The sequence below is a fragment of the Rhodococcus sp. IEGM 1372 genome, assembly GCF_030056835.1.
Classification (GTDB): domain Bacteria; phylum Actinomycetota; class Actinomycetes; order Mycobacteriales; family Mycobacteriaceae; genus Rhodococcoides.
This window is the reverse complement of record NZ_JASHKS010000023.1, coordinates 45,370-69,070: the sequence shown is the minus strand read 5'-3', so window position 1 is coordinate 69,070 and position 23,701 is coordinate 45,370. Positions and strand designations below refer to the sequence as shown.

The following is a 23,701-nucleotide window of genomic DNA, read 5'->3' as shown; positions in this document are numbered from 1 at the left end:
ACTTTCCTGGTCCGGTGCCGACGAGTGCGTGGTGCATGTCGCAGCCGAAGGTCAATCCGTCGATGTCGGTGTTGCCGCCGTCTATCCAATCGGTGAGGTGGTGGGCTTGGCACCAGGTTGCGGGGCGGGTGCAGGACGGGAAGCTGCAGCCACGGTCTCGGGCGATGAGCACGATCCTCTGATCGGCGGAGGCGATGCGTTTGGAACGGCCCAGATAGAGGGCTCTGCCGTCGTCGTCGAAGATGGTCAGATAGTGGTGGGCGTGGGAAGCCATGCGGATGGCGTCGCGGATCGAGACGCGGGATCCGGTACCGGTCATGGCGTAGCCGCAGCCGGCTTCCAGATCCTTCAGGGTCATGGTGACGATGGCGGTGACGGGCAGGCCGCGGTGGGTGCCGAGGGTCCCGGAGGCGAGGGTGTGCCGGAGTGCCAGTTTCAGGGCGTCGTGACGACGTTCGTTCTGGGTGCGGATGTCACGCTGGGCTGCGGCCTCGCGCGTTGACGCCGCCGCCTCGGCCCGTGCCTCACTGCTCTCGGTATCGCCGTGCCCGGCAGCGGTACGCCTGGCAGCAGGGCCGTCGGAGGAGGTGCCGTCGGAGGAGGTGTCGTCAGAGCCTGTACCGCAACCGCATTCGATGCCGCCTCCGCACTCGTCGTGACCGCAGTCGTCGTGACCGCAGTCGTCGTCACCACAATGGCCGTCACCGCAATGGCCGTCACAGCCACATGGACCGTCGTTCCAGAGTCCCGCATCACGTCGCCACCCGTCTTTACGCTCAGGTAGCGGTGGTGTCTCGGAATTGGAGTCCCCCGATCCTGCATCACTCGCCCCTGCTTCGCGGGGCGTGGTCCCGGGCTGCGGTCGTGCGTGGGCATCCTCGCCCGAGGTGTGGTCGTCCTCGTCGCTTCCGGTGTCGTCGTCGACGATCGGTTTGCCGTCGGCGGGGTTGTACATGCCAGGCTTCGCGGCTTTCGAGAACAGGGCTTCGAGGTAGGCGCGTAGTTCGGGGTCGACGCAGAAGTTGCCTTCCGACATACCGTCGGCACCTTGCTCGCCGAGATAGAAGAACGCATCCCTACGTTTGCGCGGCTTCGGTTTTCCGTCCTCGTCTTCGTCTTCATCGTCGTCGTGATCGCCGTCGGGGTTGAGGATCGAATCCAGTGACGCTACCAACGGTGCGAAGTCGTCGGGGCGTCTAGTCGATGCGTAACCCACCAACTGCTCTTCGGCGAGATCGCGGGTCTGCGGATCGACGTCCTTGGGCAGATGGCGAAAGAACTCGCGAATCATCTGCACATGCTTGGCATCGAGCAGCCCGGCCCGTAATGCTTCGGCGGTGTGCGGCAGCAACGGCGGCAGAACTTCACCGGAGAACGAGGTGCGATCCCCCAACTCCGCAGCCAGTCGTACCCGAGCACCCGCTGCCCGTGGGGTGATCCGCAGCATCCACGCCACCGAGGACGGGACCGAGCCCGGATATACGTCGAGGCCGTGCTGAGAGACCAGCTCGTTGAGCCAGGTGTACGAGTACGCGGTCAGCGACCGTGTCAGCATCTCCATGCGTTGGATCACCGCACGCCGGTCGGCGTTCGTCCACGACGCCGACGCCTGCTCCGCCAACTCCGCAACCACGGACTCGACCCGCTCCACCAATGCCGACAAGTCGGGATCGGACACGTCAGGGGCAGGCGGCACCACATCGATGCCGTCCACCCCTGATCCGCCGTCCCCCGAAAGCATGAACAAAATCTACCGCGACCCACCGACAAGTTTTCGAACAGATTTACGAACAGGGCAAGACGACTGTCGACGGCTCCGCCCATCATCTACGCAGTCACGGTGGTAGGAACTGACGTGAGCCATCCGAACCGCATGATCGGCATTCGGAGCTGAACGATCCTGGCTTGAACAATTCGCCTGGCAGGTGGTGGCTCAACCTGTCAGCGGGCGCACTCGATGTCGGTAGCGTGAGGGCTATGGCATCGAGCACGTATCGCCCGGAATGGTCGAACGACGATCTGCAGCAGAATGTCTCGGAAGCGCAGTGGGTGGACTACAACCTCGACGGCCTCGCCACAATCACAGTGGGCTCGCTGGTCCCCACTGCGTTCGACGCCTTTGCCCGTGTCCTGTATCCCGTACGTGCCAGCACGACCCAGCATGCATCGTCGAAAACCGTTGCACCCTGGCGTGATCAGCTGGAATCCGTCAGCACCGTACTGACTCGACACACGACAACGCCGGACGAGTGCTGGTTCGCCGTCTGGGAAGGCAACACCGCACTCGACGACATTCGCGCGACGGCACCGACCGCAGCCATCGCCGGCTACAACTATTTTCTGTTGAAGGGACCGGTCTCACGCGCAACCGACACACTCGAACGATTGTCACCGAACCTGTGGTGGCCCAGCGATCACACATGGTGCGTGGCTCAGCACTTCGACTTCCCCTGCGCGTATCTCGGTGGCAGCACAGAGACGGTCTCGGACATCCTTGCGCTCGCCGAAGTCGAGTCCCGGCCGGTCCGCGTCAATCAGAACATCACTGCCGGCTACGACGAGAGCCACTAGCCATTCGGCGGCAAATCTCGACCACCGCGCTGCGTCAGAACTGCGCTCTCGGCGCTCCCATTCCCGGGTCGATTTGGAATGGTCCGCTGGCGGAGGGCGCTATCGGGAAGTCGAAGATCGCGGTGGGGATGTACACGGTGGCACAGGAATTGGGGATGTCCACCACCCCGGACAGGCGTCCTTCGATCGGGGCCGAACCCAGCAACAGGTACGCCTGCTCGGGGCTGTAGCCGAACTTGGTGAGGTAGTCGATCGCGTGCATGCATGCGTTCTGGTACGACAGGTCGGAGTCCAGATACTTCTGCTCACCGTCGACGGTCACCGAAATGCCCGAGAAGGCAATCCATTCCGAGTACTGCGGTGCCGTGTTGCCGGGCATGAAAATCGCGTTTTCGCTCACCCCGTAGGTCTCCATGCCACCCTTGATCAGGTCGACGTGCTGGTCCATGAAGCCGCCCATCTCGATGGCGCCACAGAACGTGATCTCTCCGTCTCCCTGCGAGAAGTGCAGGTCTCCGAAAGACAATTTCGCCCCCGGCACGAACACCGGATAGAAGACGCGAGTGCCCTTGGTGAGGTTCTTGATGTCCTGATTTCCGCCGTTCTCGCGGGGCGGTGCCGTGCGCGCGGCTTCACCTGCGACACGGGAGAATTCGTCGCCGCTCAGTGATCCGAGAATTGCCCCGTCGAGTTCTGGGGCAAGTGCCAGTGGCGGAACACGATTGGGGTCGGTAGCGATCAAGGCACCTTCACGGGCGTTCCACTTCGCCAACAACTGCGCCGAGGGCGCGGTCCCCATGAGGCCGGGATGGGTGATGCCGGTGTACTTCACGTGCGGAACGTGACGAGATGTGGTGGTCTGCCCCGAGAAATCCCAGATTGCCTTGTACGCGTCGGGGAATCGATCGGTGAGGAACCCACCGCCGTTCTCCTTGGCGAAGATTCCCGTGTAACCCCAGCCCTGACCGACCAGCGGACCCGAATCCTCCTGCGGGATCGGCCCTACGTCCAGGATGTCGACGATCAACAGGTCGCCGGGCTCGGCTCCCTCGATGTGGAACGGCCCGGACAGTGTGTGCACGTTGTTGAGCGGCGCATTCAGAATGTCCTCGGCGGAATCGTCGTTGTGGATGGCCCCGTCGAACCATTCGCGGCAGTGGGCCCGAAAAGATGTGCCGGGTTTGACCGTGACCGCCGCCGGAATGTCGGGATGCCATCGGTTGTGGCCGACGATCTCCTGTTCGGTGAAACTCTTCGTCGAGTCGAGCGGAAACAGCAGTTCGGGCACTGGACACCTCCGGTTGCGCGGATTCCCCTGCCTCGATCATTGCACCGTCGTGGTGCATCCGGCCGCATATGGCATGTAAATCTTGTATGACGTTGTGCCGGAACGTCGCTGATGCGACATCTAACGCTACCCTCGGATACGTGCCCACCTACAGCTTCCGCTGCGCACAGCGTTGCGCCCCCGTCGAGCAGCGATTCTCCATGGCCGACGTGCCCTCCGAGGTGCCGTGTCCGGCATGCGGGCAGGCGGCAGCCCGAAAGATCTCCTCACCCGTTCTCGGTCGGGGTAACAGCGCTGCGATGCAAGCGCACGATGCCGCCCGCGCCACCGCGGACACGCCCGCCGTCGTCTCGTCCGTACCTCACCAGGGTAGGGCGGCGACAAGAACGACATCGAACCTGCTTCATCGACGCCTGCCGCGACCCTGACCCCCGCGTTTCCCTTTCCTCCCGACGGGGAAGTCCGACGGCATGTCCGAGCTACCTCCTCCCCCGTCCATCGCCGATGGCGCCGCCACCGATGACGTCGTCGCCTGGGTTGCCGAGCACCTGGGCGATCTGGCTCGCGAGGGGGCGGACGGGGTCACCGCCGGTGCCATTCCAGGTGGGCAGTCCGCTGCCGATAGCGCGCTGGCCGGACTCGACATCACCGGCTATGCCCGCGATCGAAGCACCGTTCTCCCGGTGAACCGCCGAGGTGCGAGTCGCATGTCGCCGTACATCCGCCACGGGCTGCTGACGCTGCGCGAAGTGTGGGACGCGGTCGCCGACGCTCCCTCCCGCGACCGTTCCCGCTACCGCGACGAATTGATGTGGCAGGAATATGCTCGCCACCTCTATGCACGGGTCGGAACGGATCTCGGCCGTTCGCTCCGCCGTGAGCAGCCGCGTCCGCAGGGCTGGACCGCGCAGCCGTGGCCCGAGGAGATGAACTGCATGTCCTCGGTGGTCGGTGAATTGCACGACGACGGCTGGCTCGTCAATCAAACTCGCATGTGGCTGGCGTCCCAGTGGGCAGTCCGCGCCGGTGCGACGTGGCGCGATGGCGAGGACGAGATGTTCGCCCACCTACTCGACGGCTCTCGCGCAGCCAATCGCCTCGGCTGGCAGTGGACCGTCGGCACCGGAAGCGGCAAAGTGTACGGCTTCAGTCGATGGCAGGTGAACAAGCGAGCACCGTCCCTGTGCGGCAACTGCGCACTGAAAGATGCGTGCCCCATCGAGAATTGGCCCGATGACGATCTCGGCCCCGCGGTCGACGGCCCGGATCTGAACAAGGCGCCGATTCCCGCCGGTCCTGCAAACGTGGAAGGACAAGGTGCGGAACAAGTCTGGCTGACAGCCGAATCTCTCGGAACCGCAGACCCCGCCTCGGCTGCGGATACCGACCGACCTGCCGTGTTCGTGTTCGACGAACCACTCCTGCGGAAACTGCGGCTCTCCGGCAAAAGGCTGGTCTTTCTTGCCGAGACGCTCGGTGAGATCGCGTCGACCCGCCCGTTGGAGGTGCGCCGCGGTCGAGTGGCCGACGAACTCTCCGGGCGCCCCTTGGCCACCACCTGGGCGCCCGTTCCCGGCTTCTCCCGCATCGCCGACGCCGTGGCCCCGGTCGAGTTGCATCCGTGGCCGTGGCTGGTGCGTCCCACCACGTCCTCGGTCAGATCGTTCAGCGCATGGCGTCGGAGTCATTGAACAGGTAAGTCGCTGACCGAAACTATCTCCGCTGCACCGAAATTTGGCCGTCTTCACTGGTGATCGACACCGACCTCGGGGAATTCGGATCGTCGACGACGTCGATGTCGACATCGCCCTTCTCCGACGTCGCCTCGACGTCGTAGAAATCGGCCGCCGGCAGTTCGATCAAGCTGTCGCCCTGCATGTTCTGTACACGGACCGAGTACGGTGGCACCCTCGAATCCAGGGCGACCCGACCGAACGTCGTGTCCACCTCGACTGCCGACACAGCCGCGTCGGTGATGTCGACGTCACCGAATCCGGTTGTGATGTCCAGGGTTCCGGCAGATCCCCGAGCTGTCACGGATCCCGCGGACGTGGACACCGATGCCTGCGCGTCCACGTCGGAGAGCTCCACGTCGCCTGCTGCTGCGTCGATGTCGACAATCAAGCCGGCGGGTATCCGTAGTTCGAGGCCGATGTCGCAGCTGCCTCGCTTGCGGTAGGAGCACTCCACAGCGATCGTCGAGCCGTCCTCGCTGATGTCGACTGTCGGAGTATCTCCTCGGTACGAGCCGTCGGCCCGTACGTGCAACTCCGAGTCGGGGCTCATGGACACCGACACCTTGGCGACTCTCGTTGTGACGGAAAGATTTTTACCGGCAATCGTCGTATCGGCGGAGTAATCGAAAGACTGCATCTTCGGGGTGGTGAAGCCGACGGCGAGGGTGGCCGTCGTGGCCGCTCCTGCGGTACCCACCACAACGACGGCAACCGACACGGCGACACCTGTGCGCCACAGAACTTTTCTCACTGGATCGCTCCCAAGTATCGCAGGACGGCCATGACACGGCGATGATCGGCGCTGTCGCCGAGCAGACCGAGCTTGGCGAAGATGTTTCCGATGTGCTTCTCCACGGCTGCTTGACCGACCACCAGAGCAGCGGCAATTCCGGCGTTCGACTTGCCTTCGGCCATGGCGGTCAACACTTCTCGCTCGCGCGGGGTCAGCGAATCGAGTGGATCCGATCGCGGGGCCCGAGCCAGAATCTGCTGCACCACTTCTGGATCGATGACCGTGCCACCGGTGGCCACGGTCCGGACGGCATCGGCGAATTCGTCCACGTCGGCTACCCGGTCCTTCAACAGGTAGCCGACGCCGTCCGTGCTCTGCCGAATGAGCTCGGCTGCGTACCGTTCCTCCACGTACTGCGAGAGCACGAGAACCCCTACCGCGGGCCACCGTTGGCGAATGACCAGCGCTGCGCGCAGACCTTCGTCCAGGAAGGTGGGCGGCATGCGTACGTCGATCACGCAGACATCGGGAAGTGGATCGGCAGCGGACATGGCCGCGAGCAGTTCCGAGGCGTCGGCCACCTTGCCGATCACGTCGGCTCCGGTATCGGTCAGCAGGCGAGCGACGCCCTCTCGCAACAGAACCGAATCGTCGGCGATGATCACTCGCACGGGATGCTCACCTCGAGCCGCGTCGGACCGCCGGACGGCGACGTGATGGACAGGGTTCCGTCGATTCCGCTGAGCCTGTCCTCGAGCCCGGCCAGGCCGCCTCCCGGTGCCGGATGCGCTCCGCCACATCCGTCGTCGACCACCGTCACCCGCACTGCGGACTCGACTCTCGAGACGTCCACACGGACGTGGTTTGCTTTCGCGTGCTTGCTCACGTTGGTCAGAGCCTCCGAGACGACGAAGTAGACCGTCGACTCGACGGTGGCGTCCGGACGTCGATCACCGGAGAGGGCCGGGTCTATCCGGAACGTCACCGGTACCGTGCACAACGCCGCGACGGACGACAGTGCAGCGTCGAGGCCACGGTCGGTCAGGATCGGTGGATGCAGACCGCGGGTCAGGGTGCGGATCTCGCCGATCGCGTTCTTTGCTTCTCGGTGTGCGTCGTCCAGCAGTTCTTTCAACACCGCGTCCTCACTCGCAGAGACGCGCGACTTCGCTTGCCCCAGTGACATCGCCACCGAAACGAGACGCTGCTGGGCCCCGTCGTGCAGATCGCGTTCGATGCGACGGCGTTCGGCATCCGCAGCGTCGACGACACGAGCTCGACTCACCGTCAATTCGTCCACTCTCCTACTGGATTCGGATCGACCCAGAAGGGCTGCGGCACTCCACCAGTCGAGTCTCGCCAGGGCGGTGAGCAGCAGCGGAACTCCCGCAACGAAGGTCACCAAGGATGCGAAGCCGACCAACGCGACGAACGGATAGCCCACCCGCTCGCCGATCTCGAGCTGGTTGGCGACCGGATTCGTCACGATCCAGGCGACCGGGGCCAGCGCGAGAACCGGCAGGGCCACGAAGAGCGCCGGCAGCAAGAACAGCAGAACAGCCGAGACCGGAATGCGGATGAGCCAGTAGCACAACGACTTCCACAATCCGATGTCGCGAAGGCACCAGACGAACTTGCGCCAACTGGTCGGGTACACGGTCACTTCGGGGCCCTCGATGGCAATTCCACCGGTGAAACCGATTCCGGCACGCGCTGCACGGTCCATCCACTTGAGCGCCACTATCGTCAGCGCGAAGACGAGCACCCCGCTGAGCGCAAACGGCAGTGCGCACACCGCCAGTATCAGCAGGCCCAGGATCATCCAACCGCCCAGCCCGGAGACCGTCGAGGCCAGCAACGACGCCACCGCAAGCCACCAGTGCGGCGATATCCACGCCCTGAGTGGATTCAGGGGAATCGGTAGAGCCTCGTTCATGCGGATCAGCCTAAGTCGGGTGTCGTCGGCTTGTCCGCAGTGTGAACCCACGGCCCGAGGTAGGGCTGGCCCTACCGTCGATCCGTGGGTCGATCGTGGTGTTTTCCGTGCCACGGTCGACCAGATTCGATAGGTATGAACCTGAACATCCTCGATGTGGACCGGTTGTCGTCCGTGCCCGTATGGGTCGTCTTCGCCGTCGTATTCGTGCTGCTGGCGTTCGAGTCCGCGTCGTTGCTCGGTCTCTTCACACCAGGAAACAGCGTCCCGATCACGCTCGGGGTGCTGACGTCGATCGGCGTCGTACCGTGGCTCCCTGCAGTCGTCACCGCCGCGGTCGCGTCGAGCCTGGGGGCGCAGTGGGCGTTCTGGCACGGTCGCCGCACCGACACGGTGTTGGGTCTCGGGCGTGCGGAGTCGGCGCTGCCTGCCGCGGTGACCAGGGTTGTCCACGGGCTGGCCACACACGCACGATCACGACCACGCACTGTCGCCACTGCCGGTCACCTCATCGGGGGTGTCCGCACCATCACGCCCCGACTCGTCGCGACCTCCTTACTGCGGCATCGCGAATACATGGTGCTCAGCCTGCTGGCCGCTGTCGTGTGGGCAGGTGTACTGGTGTCGGCCGGAGCGTGGCTGGGCGACCGAACCATCATCAGGACCGCACTGGGATACGCCTGGATTCCGGCTCTGACGATCATGATCGCGACCCAGCTCAGGCGTCGAACACGCTCGTCTTCTCCCGAACTTGTCGGAGCCCGGTGATATCAAGGATGTAGAGAGAGACGACAGAAAGGGATTCGCATGTCCGCACGCTTCGATACCTGCCACGGCACACTCGTGATCCACGCGGTCGGCGGTGCGGAGTGCACGGAGCCGGACTGCGTGGACCTCGAGTACGTCCGCCACTTCCTGGTGCTCGAATGCGAGGATGTCACCGGCGGCTGCCAGTGCACCGCCCTCGTGGAGTTCGCTCAGGCGTCCTGACGTCGAACCACCGGCTGCTGCAGCTCGGTGACCCAGTTCTCCTGCGGCTGCGGCTCCGATACCAGGTAGTACTCGCGGCAGATGCCGGAGAGTTCGTAGCCGTTGGCCTCGATCCACGCCATGAACTGTTCCCACGTCTCACCGATCGTGGCCATCGAACCGTGGTGAACGGTGGTCACCGCGAGTTCGACGGGCGGAAGCTCACGAACCTCGAAGCCCTCACCCGAAACGACCTCAGGTGTCACCTCGAATGCGGCATGCACGGTGATGCCGCTGCCGTCCCCGTCGTCGACGGCCTCGTACATGGCGATCGACGACGGCCCGAACGTCACGCCGTGCCCGGCGAGCGTCTGGGCGAGTCGGGCGTACATCGGGCCGATGACCGGGCCGATGTTCTCGGGCCCGAACCCGGCGGCGGTCTCGGTGACGAGAGCAACACGGGTGGGTGGCAACGACTTGGTGTCCACGGTGATCATCGAAATCCCTTCGGTGTGGGAGAGACGCGCATCGATGCGACGCAGACGAGCGGCATCGAGATCGAGTCGACGCGCGACATCATCACGCTTCGCGGCGAGCATCTCGCGTAGCCGATCATCATCGACCTGGCCGTGCACGATCTGCGTCACCTCGTCGAGCCTGAACCCGAGGTCCTTGAACATGAGAATGCGTCCCAGAACCTCGAACTGCGAACCGTCGTACGAGCGATAGCCCGTGAACGGATCCACCCGTGCCGGCGTCAACAGCCCGATCTCGTCGTAATGCCGAAGCATGCGAACCGACACCCGGCCGATCGATGCGAACTCTCCAATGCTGAACATGACCCTCCGAGGTTCTCGTCTCACACAGTGTGAGGGTCAAGAGAGCAAAATCGGGTGCACTGGACCGCGGTGAGCGCGGTCAGCTGCACCCGATTCTTCAGGGCACGGGAATCGAGAAGCGAACCGCCGACCCGATGAAGTCGACACGTACGCCTCCGGCTCGCTCCAGCGTCGCGATCGAGGCCGCGTTGTCCACCTCGCATACCGCCGTTACCCGGGTCATGCCCAGTTGTGCGGCGAACCTCAGCATCTCGCGAACCGCCCAGGAGGCAACTCCCCGACCTCGTTCGGACGGTCGAACCCCGTAGCCGAGGTGCCCGAGACGGTCGGCGAGTTCATGGCCGTCGTGTCTGAGTGCGACGCCGCCCATCACGCGTTCACCCTGCACGATCCAGCGGTACGTGCACTCGGCGTCGACCCGAAGCCCCTCGACCCAGTCCGAAAAGCCCTGTGCCGACTCGACATCGTCGTCGGCCTTCAGCCCGAAGCCGTCCTCGTGGAACCCAGGCCCCCACTCGGCATGAGCCTCCCGCCAGGCGGCGGCGAAGTCATCGGAGGGAACGACGAGATACACCGGCAGACGGTAGCACCGGATCGAGGCGCACCCCGATCCGACGTCCGCTCATCGAGGGGTGATGGAACCGAGGAACGAGGTGGTCCAGATGGCCGAATTCGCCGATCCTGCAGCATCGTTCGTCGGAACCAGACCGTTGAGCGTCATCTGGCCGCCCGTCAGGCCGAGAGCAGGCTGCGGCGGCAAGGTGAAACCGCAGGACTGCTGCACGGTGCCCGGCTCGATCGGCAGATCGATACGACGGCACTGTCCGGTGGACGTGGCCGTGAGCGCAGGCGTGACACCGTAGCTCGTGATGCTCAACGATGCGCCGAAATCCGGAGACGACGGGTTCTGGTAGCAGATCGATGCGGTGGCTGCGACGTCCGCGGAGGGCTCGGTCGATGCCGCGCCGGTGGCGGCGTCCACCGACACCGCGTGAATCTCCGTCGTGCGCACTCCACCCGGGCATGCGGGAGTGCTTCCGGTCGAGACCGAGTTCACCTCGCGCCCGACGCTGTACTTCACGGAACCGGTCGGTTGTGGTGTTCCCGCAACGGGTTCCGGAATGGGACCAGTCCCTTCGCCGAGTGTGTAGAGCGTCCACAGCGAGCCAGTGCGTCCGTCCGGCAGGCGAAGCGGGTTGGCGATCGAGTTGCTGGTAGCGACACCGTCGATGACCCCGGAATCGTTGGGGTTCACTCGCAGAACACAATCGACGGCCGCGCGACCGGGCAACCCGATCATGAACTCGATCCCGCACGGCCCATACATCGACAACTCGCCCAGTCCGGGGGCTGTCAGTGCGCCCCACTGGTCGAGGAAGGCCTGGCCGTCGATGATCGGCCCGGCGCACACGTAGATCGGTCCGACGTTCTGAGCCGTCGGGTTCTGCAGGAAACCCGTCGACGGGTCGTTGGTGAAGGTGTACATCCGCGCGTCGAGGCGTTCGACAACGGTCGACGAACGCGGGGAGCCGAAGTAGTCGTTGCACGCCGCGTTGTCCTCCGCGGTCGGACGCTGGCCGCTGTCTACGGTACGGAAAACGCTGAAGTGACCCGGCCCGTTGTCGATGGACCCCATGATGGTCGCTGGTGCCGGACTCGGCGCAGGATCCGCCGAGGCCGTAGCGATCGGACACAACGCGACCGCCACTACAGACACCACGACGCCGCGCAACCACTTCTTCGACACTTCGTATCCCCCGGAAAAATAGTGGATCCGCAATTGGTGCAGATCGGACTCACCCCGCCGAGGGATAACGCAACAGCCGTTGAGAAGCGAGAGGTAGCCCTAGGGGTGCAGGTTCAATCCTGTTGTCGTCGAGAAGTAGTGCACGGTCTCGGCGCGCGGGGCGATTCGGAGGACATCGCCCTGCGACGGGGTTGCGATATCGGGGATGCGCGCGATGATCTGTGCCCCGACGGTGCCGAGATTCGACGCGTCCTCGACGGCCCGGCCGTAGATGTAGGCGTCCGCACCGAGTTCCTCGACGACGTCGACGACGATGTCCGTTCCGGACTCGGAGAGCGTCCACGCTTCCGGTCGCACGCCCATCGTCACGCGGCTGCCGTCGATCCGGTCGGCGATGGCGCGCTCGATGGGCACCGACAGCGAGCCCAGCTTCGCGGCTCCGGCGACCACGTCCACCTCGAACAGATTCATCGCGGGAGAGCCGATGAACCCGGCGACGAAGGCGTTGACCGGGCGTTCGTACAGCTCCTTCGGGCTGGCACACTGCTGCAGCACACCGGCTTTCATGATCGCCACACGATCACCCATCGTCATGGCCTCGACCTGATCGTGGGTGACGTACACCGTGGTGGTGCCGAGCCTGCGCTGCAGTAGCGAAATCTGCGTGCGGGTCTGAACGCGAAGCTTGGCGTCGAGGTTGGACAGCGGCTCGTCCATGAGGAACACCTGCGGGTTCCGCACGATCGCGCGGCCCATCGCGACGCGCTGACGCTGACCGCCGGAGAGCGCCTTGGGTTTACGGCCCAGGTAGTCGGTGAGGTCGAGAATCTTCGCCGCTTCCTCGACGCGTCGGCCCACTTCGGCCTTGTCCATCCCGGCGATCTGCAGTGCGAAGCCCATGTTCTTGGCGACGGTCATGTGCGGGTACAGCGCGTAGTTCTGGAACACCATCGCGATGTCGCGTTCCTTGGGTGCCAGCGAGGTGACGTCGCGATCACCGATCTTGATGGCACCGTAGTCGACGTCCTCGAGCCCGGCGAGCATGCGCAACGAGGTGGACTTTCCGCAGCCGGACGGACCGACGAGAACCAGAAACTCGCCGTCCTCGATGGCGAGGTCCAACGATTCGACCGCGGCGACATCCGACCCCGGGTAGAGCTTGGTCGCTCCTTCGTACGTGACCTGTGCCATGGGAGTGCTCCTTTGTAGAGGTTAGAAGAATCGATGCGCGGAGCCGGAGGGCTCGGCAGTCAGAAAAGTGGGTTCCGGCAGTCCGGATCGTGCTGCACCGGTGGTGATCTCGTCCGCCACAGCCTGGACCAGCTCCGAGGGAACCAGCGCAATGGCAGAGCCGCCGAATCCCCCGCCGGTCATCCGGGCCCCGTATGCACCCGCGCGCAGCGCCGCATCGACCGCACTGTCCAGCTCCGGTGAGCTGACCTCGTAGTCGTCTCGCAAGGACGCGTGCGAGGCCGTCATCAACTCACCGAGTTGGGCTCCTGCGGTGCCGCGGTCGAGCAGTTCGGCGGCCTCCTCCACTCGGCGAATTTCGCTGATCACGTGGCGAACTCGCGCGATCAGGGTGTCATCGACGAGTCCCGATACCGCCTTGTCCAGATCGAGACCGCGCAGCGTCGTCACCCCCAATTCGGCGTACGCGGTGTCCAGCGCCTTCCGGCGTTCCCCATACTGGCCGTCGACCAACCGATGCGGCGCGTTGGTGTCGATCACCAGCAACCGAGTTCCCGACGCGGCGAGATCGAGGGGTATCTGACGCGTCGAACCGTCGAGACAGTCGAGTAGCAGCGCATGTCCCGACTGGGCCGACATCGCGATGTTCTGATCCATGCCGCCGGTCGACGCACCGGCGATCTCGTTCTCGGCCCGAATACTGGCGTCGATCAACGCTTTCCGATCGACCTGCAGATCGAAGAGGTCATCGAGCGCCAGCGCGAACGAGCATTCGAGGGCCGCCGAGCTGGACAACCCCGAGCCCACCGGTACCGAGGAGTGCACGGCAACATCGACTCCGCCCACACCCTGTTCCCGCAGTGCCCAGGACACACCTGCCACGTACGCGGCCCAGCCCGACGGCGTGCCCGGCCCGATGTCGCCGAGCTCACCGGTCCACGGCTCGTCGGTGTGTGTGGACACGGCACGCATCGTGGTGTCCTCGCGCCGCCGTACAGCGACTGCGGTTGCGTACGGCAGCGCGAACGGCAACACCAGTCCGCCTGCGTAATCGATGTGCTCACCGATGAGATTGACGCGTCCGGGAGCGATCCAGACGCCGTCGGGTTCGCCGCCGAATGCGCTACGAAACAGCGCGGCGGCACTATCGGCGAGGTTCTCCTCGGCAACGACGTCGAGCCAGTTCACGTCAACACCTCGCGCAACCGATCGGCAATCCGCTCGGGTGTGGTGTCGTTGACCCACGCCCCCATCGCCGATTCGGATCCGGCCAAGAATTTCATCCGACCCGGTGAACGCATCATCGAAAACAGTTGCAGGTGCAGTCTTCCCAGTTCGCGGTCGGCTCCGACGGGGGCCTGATGCCACGCCGAGATGTACGGCACTTCGTCTACGCCTTCGAAGAATGCATCGACACCGCGCAGCAGCTCGCGGTAGACCCCGGCCAGCTCGTCTCGCTCTGCACCGTTCAACTCGGCGAGGTCCGCTACGTCGCGACGAGGAGCGAGATGCACCTCGACGGGCCAGCGCGACGCCGCCGGGACGTACGCGACCCAGTGTTCGGCATCGACGACGATGCGTCGACCCGAACGCAGCTCGGCGGCGAGTACATCGGCCAGCAGCACTCGACCGGTGCGCTCGAAGTGTGTGCGCGACTGTCGCATCATGGCGTCGGTGCGAGGCGGAAGATAGGGGTAGGCGTAGATCTGACCGTGCGGATGCGTCAGTGTGACGCCGATTTCCTTGCCGCGGTTCTCGAAGCAGAACACCTGCTGCACGCCCGGTATTGCCGACAGAGCCGCTGTGCGATCGGCCCAGACGTCGATGATGGTGCGGACGCGGGAGAGCTCCAGCGAGACGAAGGAAGCCTCGGGATCACTGGCGAAGCAGATCACCTCGCAGCGTCCGGTGCCGGGCGCGAGCGGCCATAGCGCCTCGCCTTCCACCTCTGTCGGAAGCGTCTGTTGTGCAGCAGTTTCGGACAGTGATGGGAACCGGTTCTCGAACACCACCACGTCGTAGTCCGCAGCTGGAATCTCTGTCGCCGGCCTGTCGGGGCGGCTCGGTGCCAACGGCGACGCGTCGGCCGGGGGCAGGAACGTGCGGTCCATTCGCTGCGCCGCGATGACGATCCATTCGCCCGTGAGGACGTCGAATCGCATCTGCGACTGCGACATCGACGGTGAGAGAGCGCGGGTATCGACCAGGTCTCGGGTGGCTCCGCCGGAGACGTACGGCTCGGTGTCGTCGTAGTAGATCAGCTCGCGGCCGTCGGCCAGAGTGGTCGACGTCTTGCGCAGTGCGTGCGTCGTGGCGTCATGCGCGGTCATCGAGTACTCGTTCCTCGTTCGTGTCGACGGGCCGTCCGGCGATCACCACGTCGTCGACCACCTCGGACAACGCGTCCTGCACGCCGGGGTCGAGCCCGGCATCGGTGACGAACACGTCGACGCGGGAGAGCGGGATGGTGTTGGCGAGCGCGCGGACACCCCATTTGGTGTGGTCGGCCAGCACGATGACGCGTCGAGACGATGCCACCAGCGCCTGATTGGTCTGCGCTTCCATCAGATTGGGGCAGGTGAGCCCTGATTCGATGTCCACTCCGTGCGTTCCGAGGAACAGCATGTCCAGGTGGATGCTCTGCAATGCGCTGACGGTGAGTGGTCCGACCAGCGCATAGGAGGGCGTGCGTTGTCCGCCGGTGAGCAGGACGGTCTGATCCGTTCGGCCCCCGGTGTGGAAGACCTCGGCAACGGGAAGCGAATTGGTGACGACGGTTATGTCCGGGATGTCGAGTAGTTCCTGAGCGAGCGCATGCGTCGTGGTGCCGCCGGAGATGCCGATGGAGGTCCCCGGCCGCACGAACCGCGCTGCGGCCTTGGCTATGTCCGCCTTGGCATCTCGATCCAGTTCGGACTTCGCGGAGAAGCCCGGCTCGAACACGCTCGCCGATCGTGGCAGCGTGACACCGCCGTGCACCCGCTCGACCAGACCGCGAGCCACCAATTCGTTGATGTCGCGTCGAATGGTCATGTCCGACACCGACAGTGCAGTACCCAGGTCGGCGACCTTGACCGCACCCTGCGCGGTCACCTGGTCGAGGATCTTCTGCTGACGCTGATGGGCGAGCATCAGCTGTTCTCGGCAATCACTGCACTACCGCCGGCAGCCACGATCAGCTCACTGTCGACGTGTGCGCCGCTGACCAGGTCGGTACCGGTGGCCGGCACGCTCACCTTGTCACTTCCGTGATTGAGCACGAACAGCCAGGACTGCTCCCCCGCCGAGCGCCGCACGACCTCCACATCGGATCCCAGATCTCGTCGAGTCTCGATACCGGCTCCAGCGCAGAGCTTGTCGGCCAGCGTGGCCCAGCCGGCCGCGTCGGGAACGGTGGCCGCATACCAGGCAGCGCCGGTGCCGACGGTCCGCTTGGTCAGCGCGGGAACACCGCGCAGATGGCCCCTGGTGTGGCGCGCCAGCACATCGACATCCTCGGATGCGGTGAGATATTCACTCCAGATCTCACCGACGGTCTCGTCGTCGAGGGACAGGGTCTCGCCCTCGGCGAGCGGGAAGAACTCTTCGACGCGGACTCCGAGCAACTCTCGGAAGGCCCCCGGGTAGCCGCCGAGTCGCACGTGGTCGTCCTCGTCGGCGATTCCCGAGAAAGCAGTGACGAGCACCTGCGCACCCGCCTCGGCCGCGTCGGCAATCCGCGCAGCGGTCTCGTCACTGCACAGGTAGAGGGCCGGAACCACGATCACGTCGTAGTCGCTCAGGTCCGTCGACGACGGGACGACATCGCAGGTCACGCCTGCGGAGGTGAACCCGTGATGGGCGCGGCGGGCAATCTCCATGGGCTGCATCGCCATCGACGGATGACCCTCCTGCTCGCACGCCCACTGGGAGGCCCAGTCGAAGAGCACGGCGACCCGAGCGTCGACGGTGCTGCCTGCCACCGGGGCCATGCGACGCAGTGCCGCACCGAGTTCGACGACCTCACGCCACCGGGCGGAGTCCTCGCCCGCGTGCGGCACCAATGCGGAGTGGAACTTCTCCGCGCCGGCCTTGGAGGCGCGGAACTGGAAGTAGGCGATGCCGTCTGCTCCACGTGCCATGTGCGCCAGCGAGTTCCGCATCATCTCACCGGGCACCTTGGCGCGGTTGATGTGCTGCCAGTTGACGGCGCTGGTGGAATGCTCCATCAACAACCAGGGTCGACGGCCGGCAACGCCGCGTGTGAGGTCGGCCGAGAACGAGAGCTTGTGATGCGCTGCGCCGTCGCCGGTCTCAGGGCCGACGAGGTAGTGGTCGGTGGAGACGATGCCCTGTTCCGGAGCCCAGGACGCGTAGTCCATGTTGCCTGCGAGCGCGGGGCCCTGGCCCATACCCACCATGAAGTTGGTGGTGACCGGCACGTCAGGGGTGATGCGGTTCAGCACTGCCTTCTCGGCGCGGTACTGCTCGAGGAGTGCGTCGGAGCAGAAACGGCGCCAGTCGAGTTGGTGCGTGGGATTACCGAACGTGGTGCTCACCGACGGGGGAACGATCTCGTCCCAATCGCTGTAGCGCTGGCTCCAGAAGTCGGTGCCCCACGCGGTGTTGAGGGTTTCGAGGTCGATGTACCTGGCGCTGAGCCATTCCCGAAACGCGTGCGCGCTGTCGGCGGAGTAGCACAGGGCATTGTGGCAGCCGAGTTCGTTGGAGACGTGCCACATCGCGAGCGCGGGGTGCTCGCCGTAGCGGTGCGCCATCTTCTCGACGAGCGCGAGTGAATGTTCGCGATACACGGCAGAACTGGGGCTCCACGTCTGACGGCTGCCGATGGCGTACCGGTAACCGCGCTCGTCCACCGGGCGCATCTGCGGGTACGCAGTGGCCAACCACGGCGGGGGCGACGCGGTTGCCGTGGCCAGGTCGACGCGAATATCGCCCTCGTGCATCAGATCCATGACGCGATCGAGCCACTCGAAGTCCCACGTCGTGGCGGTCGGCTGCAGACGAGCCCAGGAGAAGACGCCGACGGTCACGAAGTCGACGCCGGCCTCGTGCATGAGTTCTACGTCGCGTCGCCAGACGTCCTCGGGCCACTGCTCGGGGTTGTAGTCGCCCCCGAAGGAGATTCCCTGGGTCGGCCAGGTGCTGCGTCGCGCTGTGTCCATGCTCACAATATGAACGAGACGTTCTCAGATGTCAACATGAATGAACATTTTCTTACTGACGCTGGTGAGCGGGCATCGAAGAGCTTGACAGACGCCGTGGCGTCGTGTTTCTGTAACCTGCATCACCCCGAACGGTCAGTCGAGTACCGCGGAACGCACAGCGGAATGTTCACTTCTGATCGTTATCGATATTTTCCGTCGAAGGACTCTCATGAACCCACACGAGTGGCCGCGTACCTGGCAGCCGTCTCGGCGCGACTTCCTCAGGTCTGCGCTCGTCGCCGCGGGTGCGATCACCGCAGGTGGCGTGCTGTCGTCGTGCTCGAGCAGTCTCGATCCCAACACGATCACGCTCGGCTCACGGCTGTCGGACAAGAACTCCAAGGTCGGCGTCGAGGACGTCGTCGCCATGTATCGGCAGCAGACCGGTGGCGACATCCGCGTCAACACCGTCGACTCGACGTCGTTCCAGGAGAATGTCAACAACTACCTCCAGGGCACGCCCGACGACGTGTTCACCTGGATGGGCGGCTATCGAATGAAGTACTTCGCAGACAAGGGTCTGGTGGAGGACGTCTCGAGCGTGTGGGCGAGCAACGGCGGCGGATACAGCGACTCCTTCAAGGAGAACTCGACCGGATCCGACGGCAATCAGTATCTGATTCCGTTCTTCTACTACCCGTGGGCAGTGTTCTACCGGCCGAGCCTGTGGGCCGAGCGTGGGTACGAACCACCCAAGACCTACGACCAGTGGGTCACCCTGAGCAAGCAGATGCAGGCCGACGGCGTCACCCCGATCGGCTTCGGTGCGCGTGACGGCTGGCCGCCGATGGGGACGTTCGACTACCTGAACCTGCGCCTCAACGGAGTCGACTTCCACCGCACCCTGTTGGCCGGTGACGTCAGCTGGACCGACAATCGAGTCCGCACCGTATTCGACACGTGGCGCGAGCTTCTGCCGTTCCATCAACCACAACCACTGGGTCGAAAGATCGCCGACGCTCAGACGGCGTTGCTCAACAAGAGCGTCGGGTCCTTGGTCGCCGGCATGTTCGTCGCGCAGAGTTTTCCCGCCGGGCCCGACCGCGACGACCTCGACTTCTTCCCCTTCCCCGAACTCGATTCCGCCATCGGCAGTTCCGCGGTCGAGGCACCGATGGACGGCTTCATGATGCGGGCAGATCCACGCAATCGCGCCGGTGCCGAGAAGCTGCTGACCTTCCTCACCGGCCCCGAACCTGCCGTCGCCTACGCAAAGCAGGATCCGCAGGCCATCCCCGCACACCGAGACGCCGACCTGTCGGATTTCCCTGCGCTGGTCCGCAAGTCGGCAGACCTGGTCCAGAACGCCGGAGAGATCACGCAGTTCTTCGACCGCGACACTCGTCCCGATTTCGCGTCGATCGTCATGATCCCGGCCCTGCAACAGTTCATCGGCAACCCCAACGACGTCGACGGATTGGTCCGCAGCATCGAGCGTCAGAAGTCGGCGGTGTTCGGAACATGAATCCCGTTCGCCCCCACACCATTCACCCACGTCGAGATCAGGTAATGCCATGACCGCACCCGAACGGGTCAAGTCGCCGAAGATCAGGCGCAGTGTTCGCGAGAAGTGGACCATCGCGATGATGCTCGGCGTTCCCGCGATGATCGTCATCGGACTCGTCTGGATCCCCACGGTCTTCACGGTGATCCTGTCGTTCGCACGGTGGGACGGCATCGGCGGCACGTCGAGTATCGAGTGGATCGGTACCCAGAACTACGTCGACGCGGTCCAGGCATACCCACCGTTCCAGCAGGCGTTGCAGAACAACGTGCTGTGGCTGGTGTTCCTGTTCCTCGTCCCCACCGTCATCGGCATCCTGCTGGCGATCCTGCTGGACAAGAACCTCAAGGGATCTCGGCTCTACCAGAGCATCTTCTACATCCCCGTGGTGCTGTCGATGGCCCTCATCGGCTTCATCTGGCAGCTCATCTACTCCACCGAGGGCGGCGTCCTCAACAGCCTGCTCGGTACCGACGTCGACTGGCTCGGCGATCCGGACATCAACATCTGGGCCGTCATGGTCGCAGCAGGCTGGCGGCACACCGGCTACATCATGCTGTTGTACTTGGCCGGCCTCAAGGCCATCGACCCGTCCGTCCGCGAGGCCGCGGTGATGGACGGAGCCGGACCGATTCGCACGTTCTTCAGCGTCATCTTCCCGCTGATGAAGAACACCAACCTGCTGATCATCGTGATCACCGTCATCGAGGCGCTACGCGCTTTCGACCTGGTGTGGGTGATCAACAAGGGCCGCAACGGACTCGAGCTGATCTCGGCACTCGTGACGGCCAACGTCGTCGGTGAGGCGAGCCGCATCGGCTTCGGTTCGGCACTGGCCACCATCATGCTCGGCATCTCGCTCGTCTTCATCGCCCTGTACCTCGCCATCGTTCTTCGGAGCAAAGACTGATGACCACTTCACTCACGCGCACAGCACCTCCCGAGCGCGATCCGCTGACCCGCAATCGCGCGGCCGTAGCCAATCGTCGACGCGCGGGCACCGCGCAGATCGCGATATACGTGCTGCTGACGGTCATGGCACTGGCCTGGCTGTTTCCACTGGCGTGGGCGGTGTACAACTCGTTCCGCAGCTACGACTACGTGCTGCTCAACGGCTACCTGTCTGTTGGCGGCTTCACGTTCGACAACTACATCGACTCGTGGCAGATCGGCGGCATCCCGCACTACTTCCTCAACTCGCTGATCATCACCGTTCCGTCGGTGCTGCTCATCCTGTTCTTCGGCTCGATGGCGGCGTTCATCCTGGCGCGGTTCAGCTGGAAGTTCAACATCTTCATGTTGGCGGTGTTCATCGCCGGAAATCTGCTACCCCAGCAGACACTGCTGACCCCACTGTTCCGGCTGTACAACGCAATTCCGGTTCCGTACTGGATGAGCTCCTCGGGCTCGCTGTACGACAGTTACTGGGGACTGATCATCGTGCACGTCGCATTCCAGACCGGATTCTGTGTCTTCGTGCTCAGCAACTACATGAAGACCGTGCCCCACGAACTACTCGAGGCCGCGACCGTCGACGGAGCCGGACTGTTCCGGCAGTACTGGCAGGTCGTCATGCCGCTGTGTCGGCCTGCGTTGGCTGCACTCGCGACACTCATGGTGACGTGGATCTACAACGACTTCTTCTGGGCCCTGGCCCTGATGGTCAGCGGTGACAAACTTCCGGTGACAACGGCGCTGCAGAATCTGCAGGGCAGCTTCTTCACCGACACCAACCTGCTCGCCGCCGGATCGGTGCTGGTGGCCCTGCCGACAGTGTTGGTTTTCATTGCGCTGCAACGACATTTCGTCTCCGGTCTGACGATGGGTGCCAACAAGTGAGTTTCACCGTCCTGCGCCGTGACGGAGTCATGGTGATCCTCGGCCCGTCCTCCACCGCGGTTCCGGCCGTGCTGCACTGGGGTACCGATCTCGGTGAACTCTCCGATCGCGACCTCACCGAACTGCGCCGGGCCGCAATACCAGCGGTTCCGCACTCGAGTGTCGACGTACCTCGGTGGCTCACCCTGGCACCCGGCGGCGACGACGCCTGGCAGGGCACCCCCGCTCTGGCCATGCATCGCGACGGTTCGGTGCTGTACCCGCGGTGGGCAGATGTGACCATCTCCGTTACCGAATTCGGTTGCACTGTGGACGCTTCCGATGGCGAGCTCGGCGTCTCGTGGTGGATCGAACTGTCGCTCGAGGTCGGCGGATCGATGCGGGTGCGTCAGGGTGTCCGGAACGTCTCGGGCGTCCCCTTGACCGTCGACGGCGTCGTGACCCTGATGCCGTTGCCGGACACTGCAACCGAACTTCTCGACCTCACCGGCCGGCACTGCCGCGAACGCACCCCGCAGCGTCGACGGTTCGAGCACGGCACGGTGGCGCGCGCTTCGCGTCGCGGAAGAACCGGGCACGACGCCACCCTGGTACTCACCGCAGGCAGCGAGGGCTTCGGCTTTCGCAGCGGCGAGGTATGGGGCGCTCACGTAGCCTGGAGCGGCGATCACCTGCACCTGGCCGAGCGCCTGCCCGAGCGTGCCGGTCAGGCCTCCGGCGTACTGGGCGGCGGTGAGCTGCTCGCCCCTGGTGAGGTGGTGCTCCAGCCAGGTGAGACGTACACGACTCCGTGGGTGCATTTCGTGTACTCCTCTGCCGGACTGGACGGTTCGGCGCAATCGCTGCATCGCTGGATGCGCTCTCGCCCAGCACATCCCACATCCCCGCGGCCTGTGGTGCTCAACGTGTGGGAGGGCGTCTACTTCGACCACGATCTCACCCGGCTTCGCGGCATCGCGGACGTCGCGGCACGAGTGGGCGTCGAACGGTTCGTGCTCGACGACGGCTGGTTCCGCCACCGCCGCGACGACAAGGCCGGCCTCGGCGACTGGCAGGTGGACGACGGCGTCTGGCCCGACGGCCTGGCCCCGCTGTTCGATCACGTCCGAGAGCTCGGCATGAGCCCCGGCCTGTGGTTCGAGCCGGAGATGGTCAACCTCGACTCCGATATCGCTCGGGCGCATCCGGATTGGCTGCTCGCAGCACCGGGTCGAGTTCCACTCGAGTGGCGTCATCAGCACGTGCTGAATCTGACGCGCCAGGATGTCTTCGACTATCTCCTCTCGGCCATCGATACGGTGTTGGCGACCGAGCGGCCGGACTACGTGAAGTGGGATCACAACCGCGACTTGATGCTCGCGGTCGATACCGACGGGCGCGCTGCCGTGCATGCCCAGACCTCGGCGTTCTATCGGTTACTCGACGCCTTGCGGTCCCGACACCCGCAGGTCGAGTTCGAGTCCTGCGCATCGGGCGGAGCCCGCATCGACCTCGAGGTCCTCGAACACACCGACCGGGTCTGGGCGTCGGACACCAACGATCCACTCGAACGTCAACGGCTGCAGCGGTGGACGACGCAGTTGCTGCCGCCGGAGCTGATCGGATCCCATGTCGGGCCGCAGATCGCGCACACGTCCGGCCGGTGGTCCACGCTCCAATTCCGTTGCTTGACAGCCCTGTTCGGTCACGCAGGGTTGGAGATGGACGTCACCGAACTCTCGTCCGAGGATCACGAGTACCTGGCAGCCTGGACCACGTTGTACAAGGAACTGCGCGGGCTACTGCACACCGGTGACGTGGTGCGCTCCGACCACCCCGACCCGAGCGTCTGGGTCCACGGCGTCGTGGCATCGGACTTCTCCGAGGGCGCGTACGCAGTGGTGCGGATGGACACCTCGGCCGAGGACCGCACGGATCGCGTGCGCCTCCCGGGTCTCGATCCTTCCATCAGGTATGGCGTCGAATTCGTCCGTGAGCTCAGCGATCTCGGCAACGGCATTGCGCTGCCACCGTGGATCGCCGACGGCGGTGTACTGGAACTGTCGGGTGCGATGCTCGCGCAGGCCGGCGTGGCACTCCCGGTGTTGTTCCCGCAGACCGGAGTGCTTCTGCGAGTGCGAGCCCTCTGAGGTGGATCGGCT

At 64.6% G+C, this 23,701-nt stretch carries 22 protein-coding genes; 9 read left to right on the top strand and 13 right to left on the bottom strand.

Annotated features, from left to right (window positions below):
• Positions 1 to 1,741 (bottom strand): HNH endonuclease signature motif containing protein (locus tag QM590_RS25855; protein WP_332112696.1); only part of this gene is annotated, 1,741 nt, incomplete at its 3' end.
• Positions 1,742 to 1,977: 236 nt separating this feature from the next.
• On the opposite strand from QM590_RS25855, the gene QM590_RS17850 reads away from it, so the two are divergent.
• Entirely contained in the window at positions 1,978 to 2,571 is a 594-nt protein-coding gene (locus tag QM590_RS17850; protein ID WP_269595774.1) for a hypothetical protein, read from the top strand.
• Between the two features lie 34 nt (positions 2,572 to 2,605).
• On the opposite strand, the gene fmdA is transcribed toward QM590_RS17850, so the two are convergent.
• Positions 2,606 to 3,859: a formamidase gene (gene fmdA / locus QM590_RS17845; RefSeq protein WP_269595775.1), complete on the bottom strand. Its 1,254-nt coding sequence runs from the start codon at positions 3,857 to 3,859 to the stop codon at positions 2,606 to 2,608.
• A 68-nt stretch (positions 3,860 to 3,927) separates the two neighbouring features.
• On the opposite strand from fmdA, the gene QM590_RS25975 reads away from it, so the two are divergent.
• Positions 3,928 to 4,287 carry an FmdB family zinc ribbon protein gene (locus QM590_RS25975; RefSeq protein ID WP_317785626.1) on the top strand — a complete coding sequence of 120 codons (360 nt, stop codon included), beginning with the start codon at positions 3,928 to 3,930 and terminating at the stop codon, positions 4,285 to 4,287.
• Positions 4,288 to 4,329: 42 nt separating this feature from the next.
• Positions 4,330 to 5,550: an FAD-binding domain-containing protein gene (locus QM590_RS17835; protein WP_269595776.1), complete on the top strand. Its 1,221-nt coding sequence runs from the start codon at positions 4,330 to 4,332 to the stop codon at positions 5,548 to 5,550.
• A 22-nt stretch (positions 5,551 to 5,572) separates the two neighbouring features.
• Here the strand turns inward: QM590_RS17835 and QM590_RS17830 are convergent, their stop codons facing one another.
• Genes QM590_RS17830 through QM590_RS17820 form a run of 3 tightly spaced genes read right to left on the bottom strand, consistent with a single transcriptional unit; the run spans position 5,573 to position 8,264 of the window.
• Positions 5,573 to 6,346, bottom strand: coding sequence for a DUF4097 family beta strand repeat-containing protein (locus tag QM590_RS17830; RefSeq protein ID WP_269595777.1), 774 nt, complete (start codon positions 6,344 to 6,346; stop codon positions 5,573 to 5,575).
• Positions 6,343 to 6,999, bottom strand: a complete 657-nt coding sequence (locus QM590_RS17825) for a response regulator transcription factor (protein WP_269595778.1) — start codon at positions 6,997 to 6,999, stop codon at positions 6,343 to 6,345. The genes QM590_RS17830 and QM590_RS17825 overlap by 4 nt, the downstream gene beginning before the upstream one ends.
• Positions 6,990 to 8,264 carry a sensor histidine kinase gene (locus tag QM590_RS17820; RefSeq protein ID WP_269595779.1) on the bottom strand — a complete coding sequence of 425 codons (1,275 nt, stop codon included), beginning with the start codon at positions 8,262 to 8,264 and terminating at the stop codon, positions 6,990 to 6,992. Before QM590_RS17820 ends, QM590_RS17825 begins: the two co-directional genes overlap by 10 nt.
• Positions 8,265 to 8,399: 135 nt before the next feature.
• On the opposite strand from QM590_RS17820, the gene QM590_RS17815 reads away from it, so the two are divergent.
• Positions 8,400 to 9,032: a DedA family protein gene (locus QM590_RS17815; RefSeq protein WP_269595780.1), complete on the top strand. Its 633-nt coding sequence runs from the start codon at positions 8,400 to 8,402 to the stop codon at positions 9,030 to 9,032.
• Positions 9,033 to 9,071: 39 nt separating this feature from the next.
• On the top strand, positions 9,072 to 9,254 hold the full coding sequence (locus QM590_RS17810) for a hypothetical protein (RefSeq protein WP_269595781.1): 183 nt from the start codon (positions 9,072 to 9,074) through the stop codon (positions 9,252 to 9,254).
• Here the strand turns inward: QM590_RS17810 and QM590_RS17805 are convergent.
• The 8 genes from QM590_RS17805 to QM590_RS17770 form a co-directional block, all read right to left on the bottom strand.
• Entirely contained in the window at positions 9,242 to 10,072 is an 831-nt protein-coding gene (locus tag QM590_RS17805) for a MerR family transcriptional regulator (protein WP_094670418.1), read from the bottom strand. The genes QM590_RS17810 and QM590_RS17805 overlap by 13 nt on opposite strands.
• A gap of 97 nt (positions 10,073 to 10,169) precedes the next feature.
• Positions 10,170 to 10,646 (bottom strand): GNAT family N-acetyltransferase, encoded by a 477-nt coding sequence (locus tag QM590_RS17800; RefSeq protein WP_269595782.1) that lies wholly within the window; start codon positions 10,644 to 10,646, stop codon positions 10,170 to 10,172.
• 48 nt (positions 10,647 to 10,694) lie between these two features.
• Positions 10,695 to 11,819 carry a hypothetical protein gene (locus QM590_RS17795; protein WP_269595783.1) on the bottom strand — a complete coding sequence of 375 codons (1,125 nt, stop codon included), beginning with the start codon at positions 11,817 to 11,819 and terminating at the stop codon, positions 10,695 to 10,697.
• Between the two features lie 99 nt (positions 11,820 to 11,918).
• On the bottom strand, positions 11,919 to 13,010 hold the full coding sequence (locus QM590_RS17790; protein ID WP_269595784.1) for an ABC transporter ATP-binding protein: 1,092 nt from the start codon (positions 13,008 to 13,010) through the stop codon (positions 11,919 to 11,921).
• 21 nt (positions 13,011 to 13,031) lie between these two features.
• A complete protein-coding gene (galK, locus tag QM590_RS17785; protein WP_269595785.1) occupies positions 13,032 to 14,198 on the bottom strand; it encodes a galactokinase in 1,167 nt (388 codons plus the stop codon).
• Positions 14,195 to 15,340, bottom strand: coding sequence for a galactose-1-phosphate uridylyltransferase (galT, locus tag QM590_RS17780; RefSeq protein WP_269595786.1), 1,146 nt, complete (start codon positions 15,338 to 15,340; stop codon positions 14,195 to 14,197). Before galT ends, galK begins: the two co-directional genes overlap by 4 nt.
• Positions 15,327 to 16,142 (bottom strand): DeoR/GlpR family DNA-binding transcription regulator, encoded by an 816-nt coding sequence (locus QM590_RS17775; RefSeq protein ID WP_269595787.1) that lies wholly within the window; start codon positions 16,140 to 16,142, stop codon positions 15,327 to 15,329. Before QM590_RS17775 ends, galT begins: the two co-directional genes overlap by 14 nt.
• A complete protein-coding gene (locus QM590_RS17770) occupies positions 16,142 to 18,175 on the bottom strand; it encodes a beta-galactosidase (protein ID WP_269595788.1) in 2,034 nt (677 codons plus the stop codon). Before QM590_RS17770 ends, QM590_RS17775 begins: the two co-directional genes overlap by 1 nt.
• A 211-nt stretch (positions 18,176 to 18,386) precedes the next feature.
• On the opposite strand from QM590_RS17770, the gene QM590_RS17765 reads away from it, so the two are divergent.
• Genes QM590_RS17765 through QM590_RS17750 form a run of 4 tightly spaced genes read left to right on the top strand, consistent with a single transcriptional unit; the run spans position 18,387 to position 23,689 of the window.
• Positions 18,387 to 19,682 (top strand): ABC transporter substrate-binding protein, encoded by a 1,296-nt coding sequence (locus tag QM590_RS17765; protein WP_149407650.1) that lies wholly within the window; start codon positions 18,387 to 18,389, stop codon positions 19,680 to 19,682.
• A 49-nt stretch (positions 19,683 to 19,731) separates the two neighbouring features.
• Entirely contained in the window at positions 19,732 to 20,631 is a 900-nt protein-coding gene (locus tag QM590_RS17760) for a carbohydrate ABC transporter permease (protein WP_068045284.1), read from the top strand.
• Complete coding sequence (locus QM590_RS17755; protein ID WP_269595789.1) at positions 20,631 to 21,560, top strand: carbohydrate ABC transporter permease; 930 nt, start codon at positions 20,631 to 20,633, stop codon at positions 21,558 to 21,560. The genes QM590_RS17760 and QM590_RS17755 overlap by 1 nt, the downstream gene beginning before the upstream one ends.
• Positions 21,557 to 23,689 (top strand): alpha-galactosidase, encoded by a 2,133-nt coding sequence (locus QM590_RS17750; protein ID WP_269595790.1) that lies wholly within the window; start codon positions 21,557 to 21,559, stop codon positions 23,687 to 23,689. Before QM590_RS17755 ends, QM590_RS17750 begins: the two co-directional genes overlap by 4 nt.
• The last annotated feature ends 12 nt before the right edge of the window (positions 23,690 to 23,701 follow it).

Excerpts from the sequence above, each read along its gene's own strand:
- QM590_RS17760 (WP_068045284.1), top strand. The coding sequence starts at position 19,732 with ATGACCGCACCCGAACGGGTCAAGTCGCCGAAGATCAGGCGCAGTGTT.
- galT (WP_269595786.1), bottom strand. The coding sequence starts at position 15,340 with ATGACCGCGCATGACGCCACGACGCACGCACTGCGCAAGACGTCGACC.
- QM590_RS17820 (WP_269595779.1), bottom strand. The coding sequence starts at position 8,264 with ATGAACGAGGCTCTACCGATTCCCCTGAATCCACTCAGGGCGTGGATA.
- QM590_RS17775 (WP_269595787.1), bottom strand. The coding sequence starts at position 16,142 with ATGCTCGCCCATCAGCGTCAGCAGAAGATCCTCGACCAGGTGACCGCG.
- QM590_RS17805 (WP_094670418.1), bottom strand. The coding sequence starts at position 10,072 with ATGTTCAGCATTGGAGAGTTCGCATCGATCGGCCGGGTGTCGGTTCGC.
- QM590_RS17755 (WP_269595789.1), top strand. The coding sequence starts at position 20,631 with ATGACCACTTCACTCACGCGCACAGCACCTCCCGAGCGCGATCCGCTG.
- QM590_RS17770 (WP_269595788.1), bottom strand. The coding sequence starts at position 18,175 with ATGGACACAGCGCGACGCAGCACCTGGCCGACCCAGGGAATCTCCTTC.
- QM590_RS17765 (WP_149407650.1), top strand. The coding sequence starts at position 18,387 with ATGAACCCACACGAGTGGCCGCGTACCTGGCAGCCGTCTCGGCGCGAC.
- QM590_RS25975 (WP_317785626.1), top strand. The coding sequence starts at position 3,928 with ATGGCATGTAAATCTTGTATGACGTTGTGCCGGAACGTCGCTGATGCG.
- QM590_RS17810 (WP_269595781.1), top strand. The coding sequence starts at position 9,072 with ATGTCCGCACGCTTCGATACCTGCCACGGCACACTCGTGATCCACGCG.
- QM590_RS17835 (WP_269595776.1), top strand. The coding sequence starts at position 4,330 with ATGTCCGAGCTACCTCCTCCCCCGTCCATCGCCGATGGCGCCGCCACC.
- QM590_RS17790 (WP_269595784.1), bottom strand. The coding sequence starts at position 13,010 with ATGGCACAGGTCACGTACGAAGGAGCGACCAAGCTCTACCCGGGGTCG.
- QM590_RS17815 (WP_269595780.1), top strand. The coding sequence starts at position 8,400 with ATGAACCTGAACATCCTCGATGTGGACCGGTTGTCGTCCGTGCCCGTA.
- QM590_RS17850 (WP_269595774.1), top strand. The coding sequence starts at position 1,978 with ATGGCATCGAGCACGTATCGCCCGGAATGGTCGAACGACGATCTGCAG.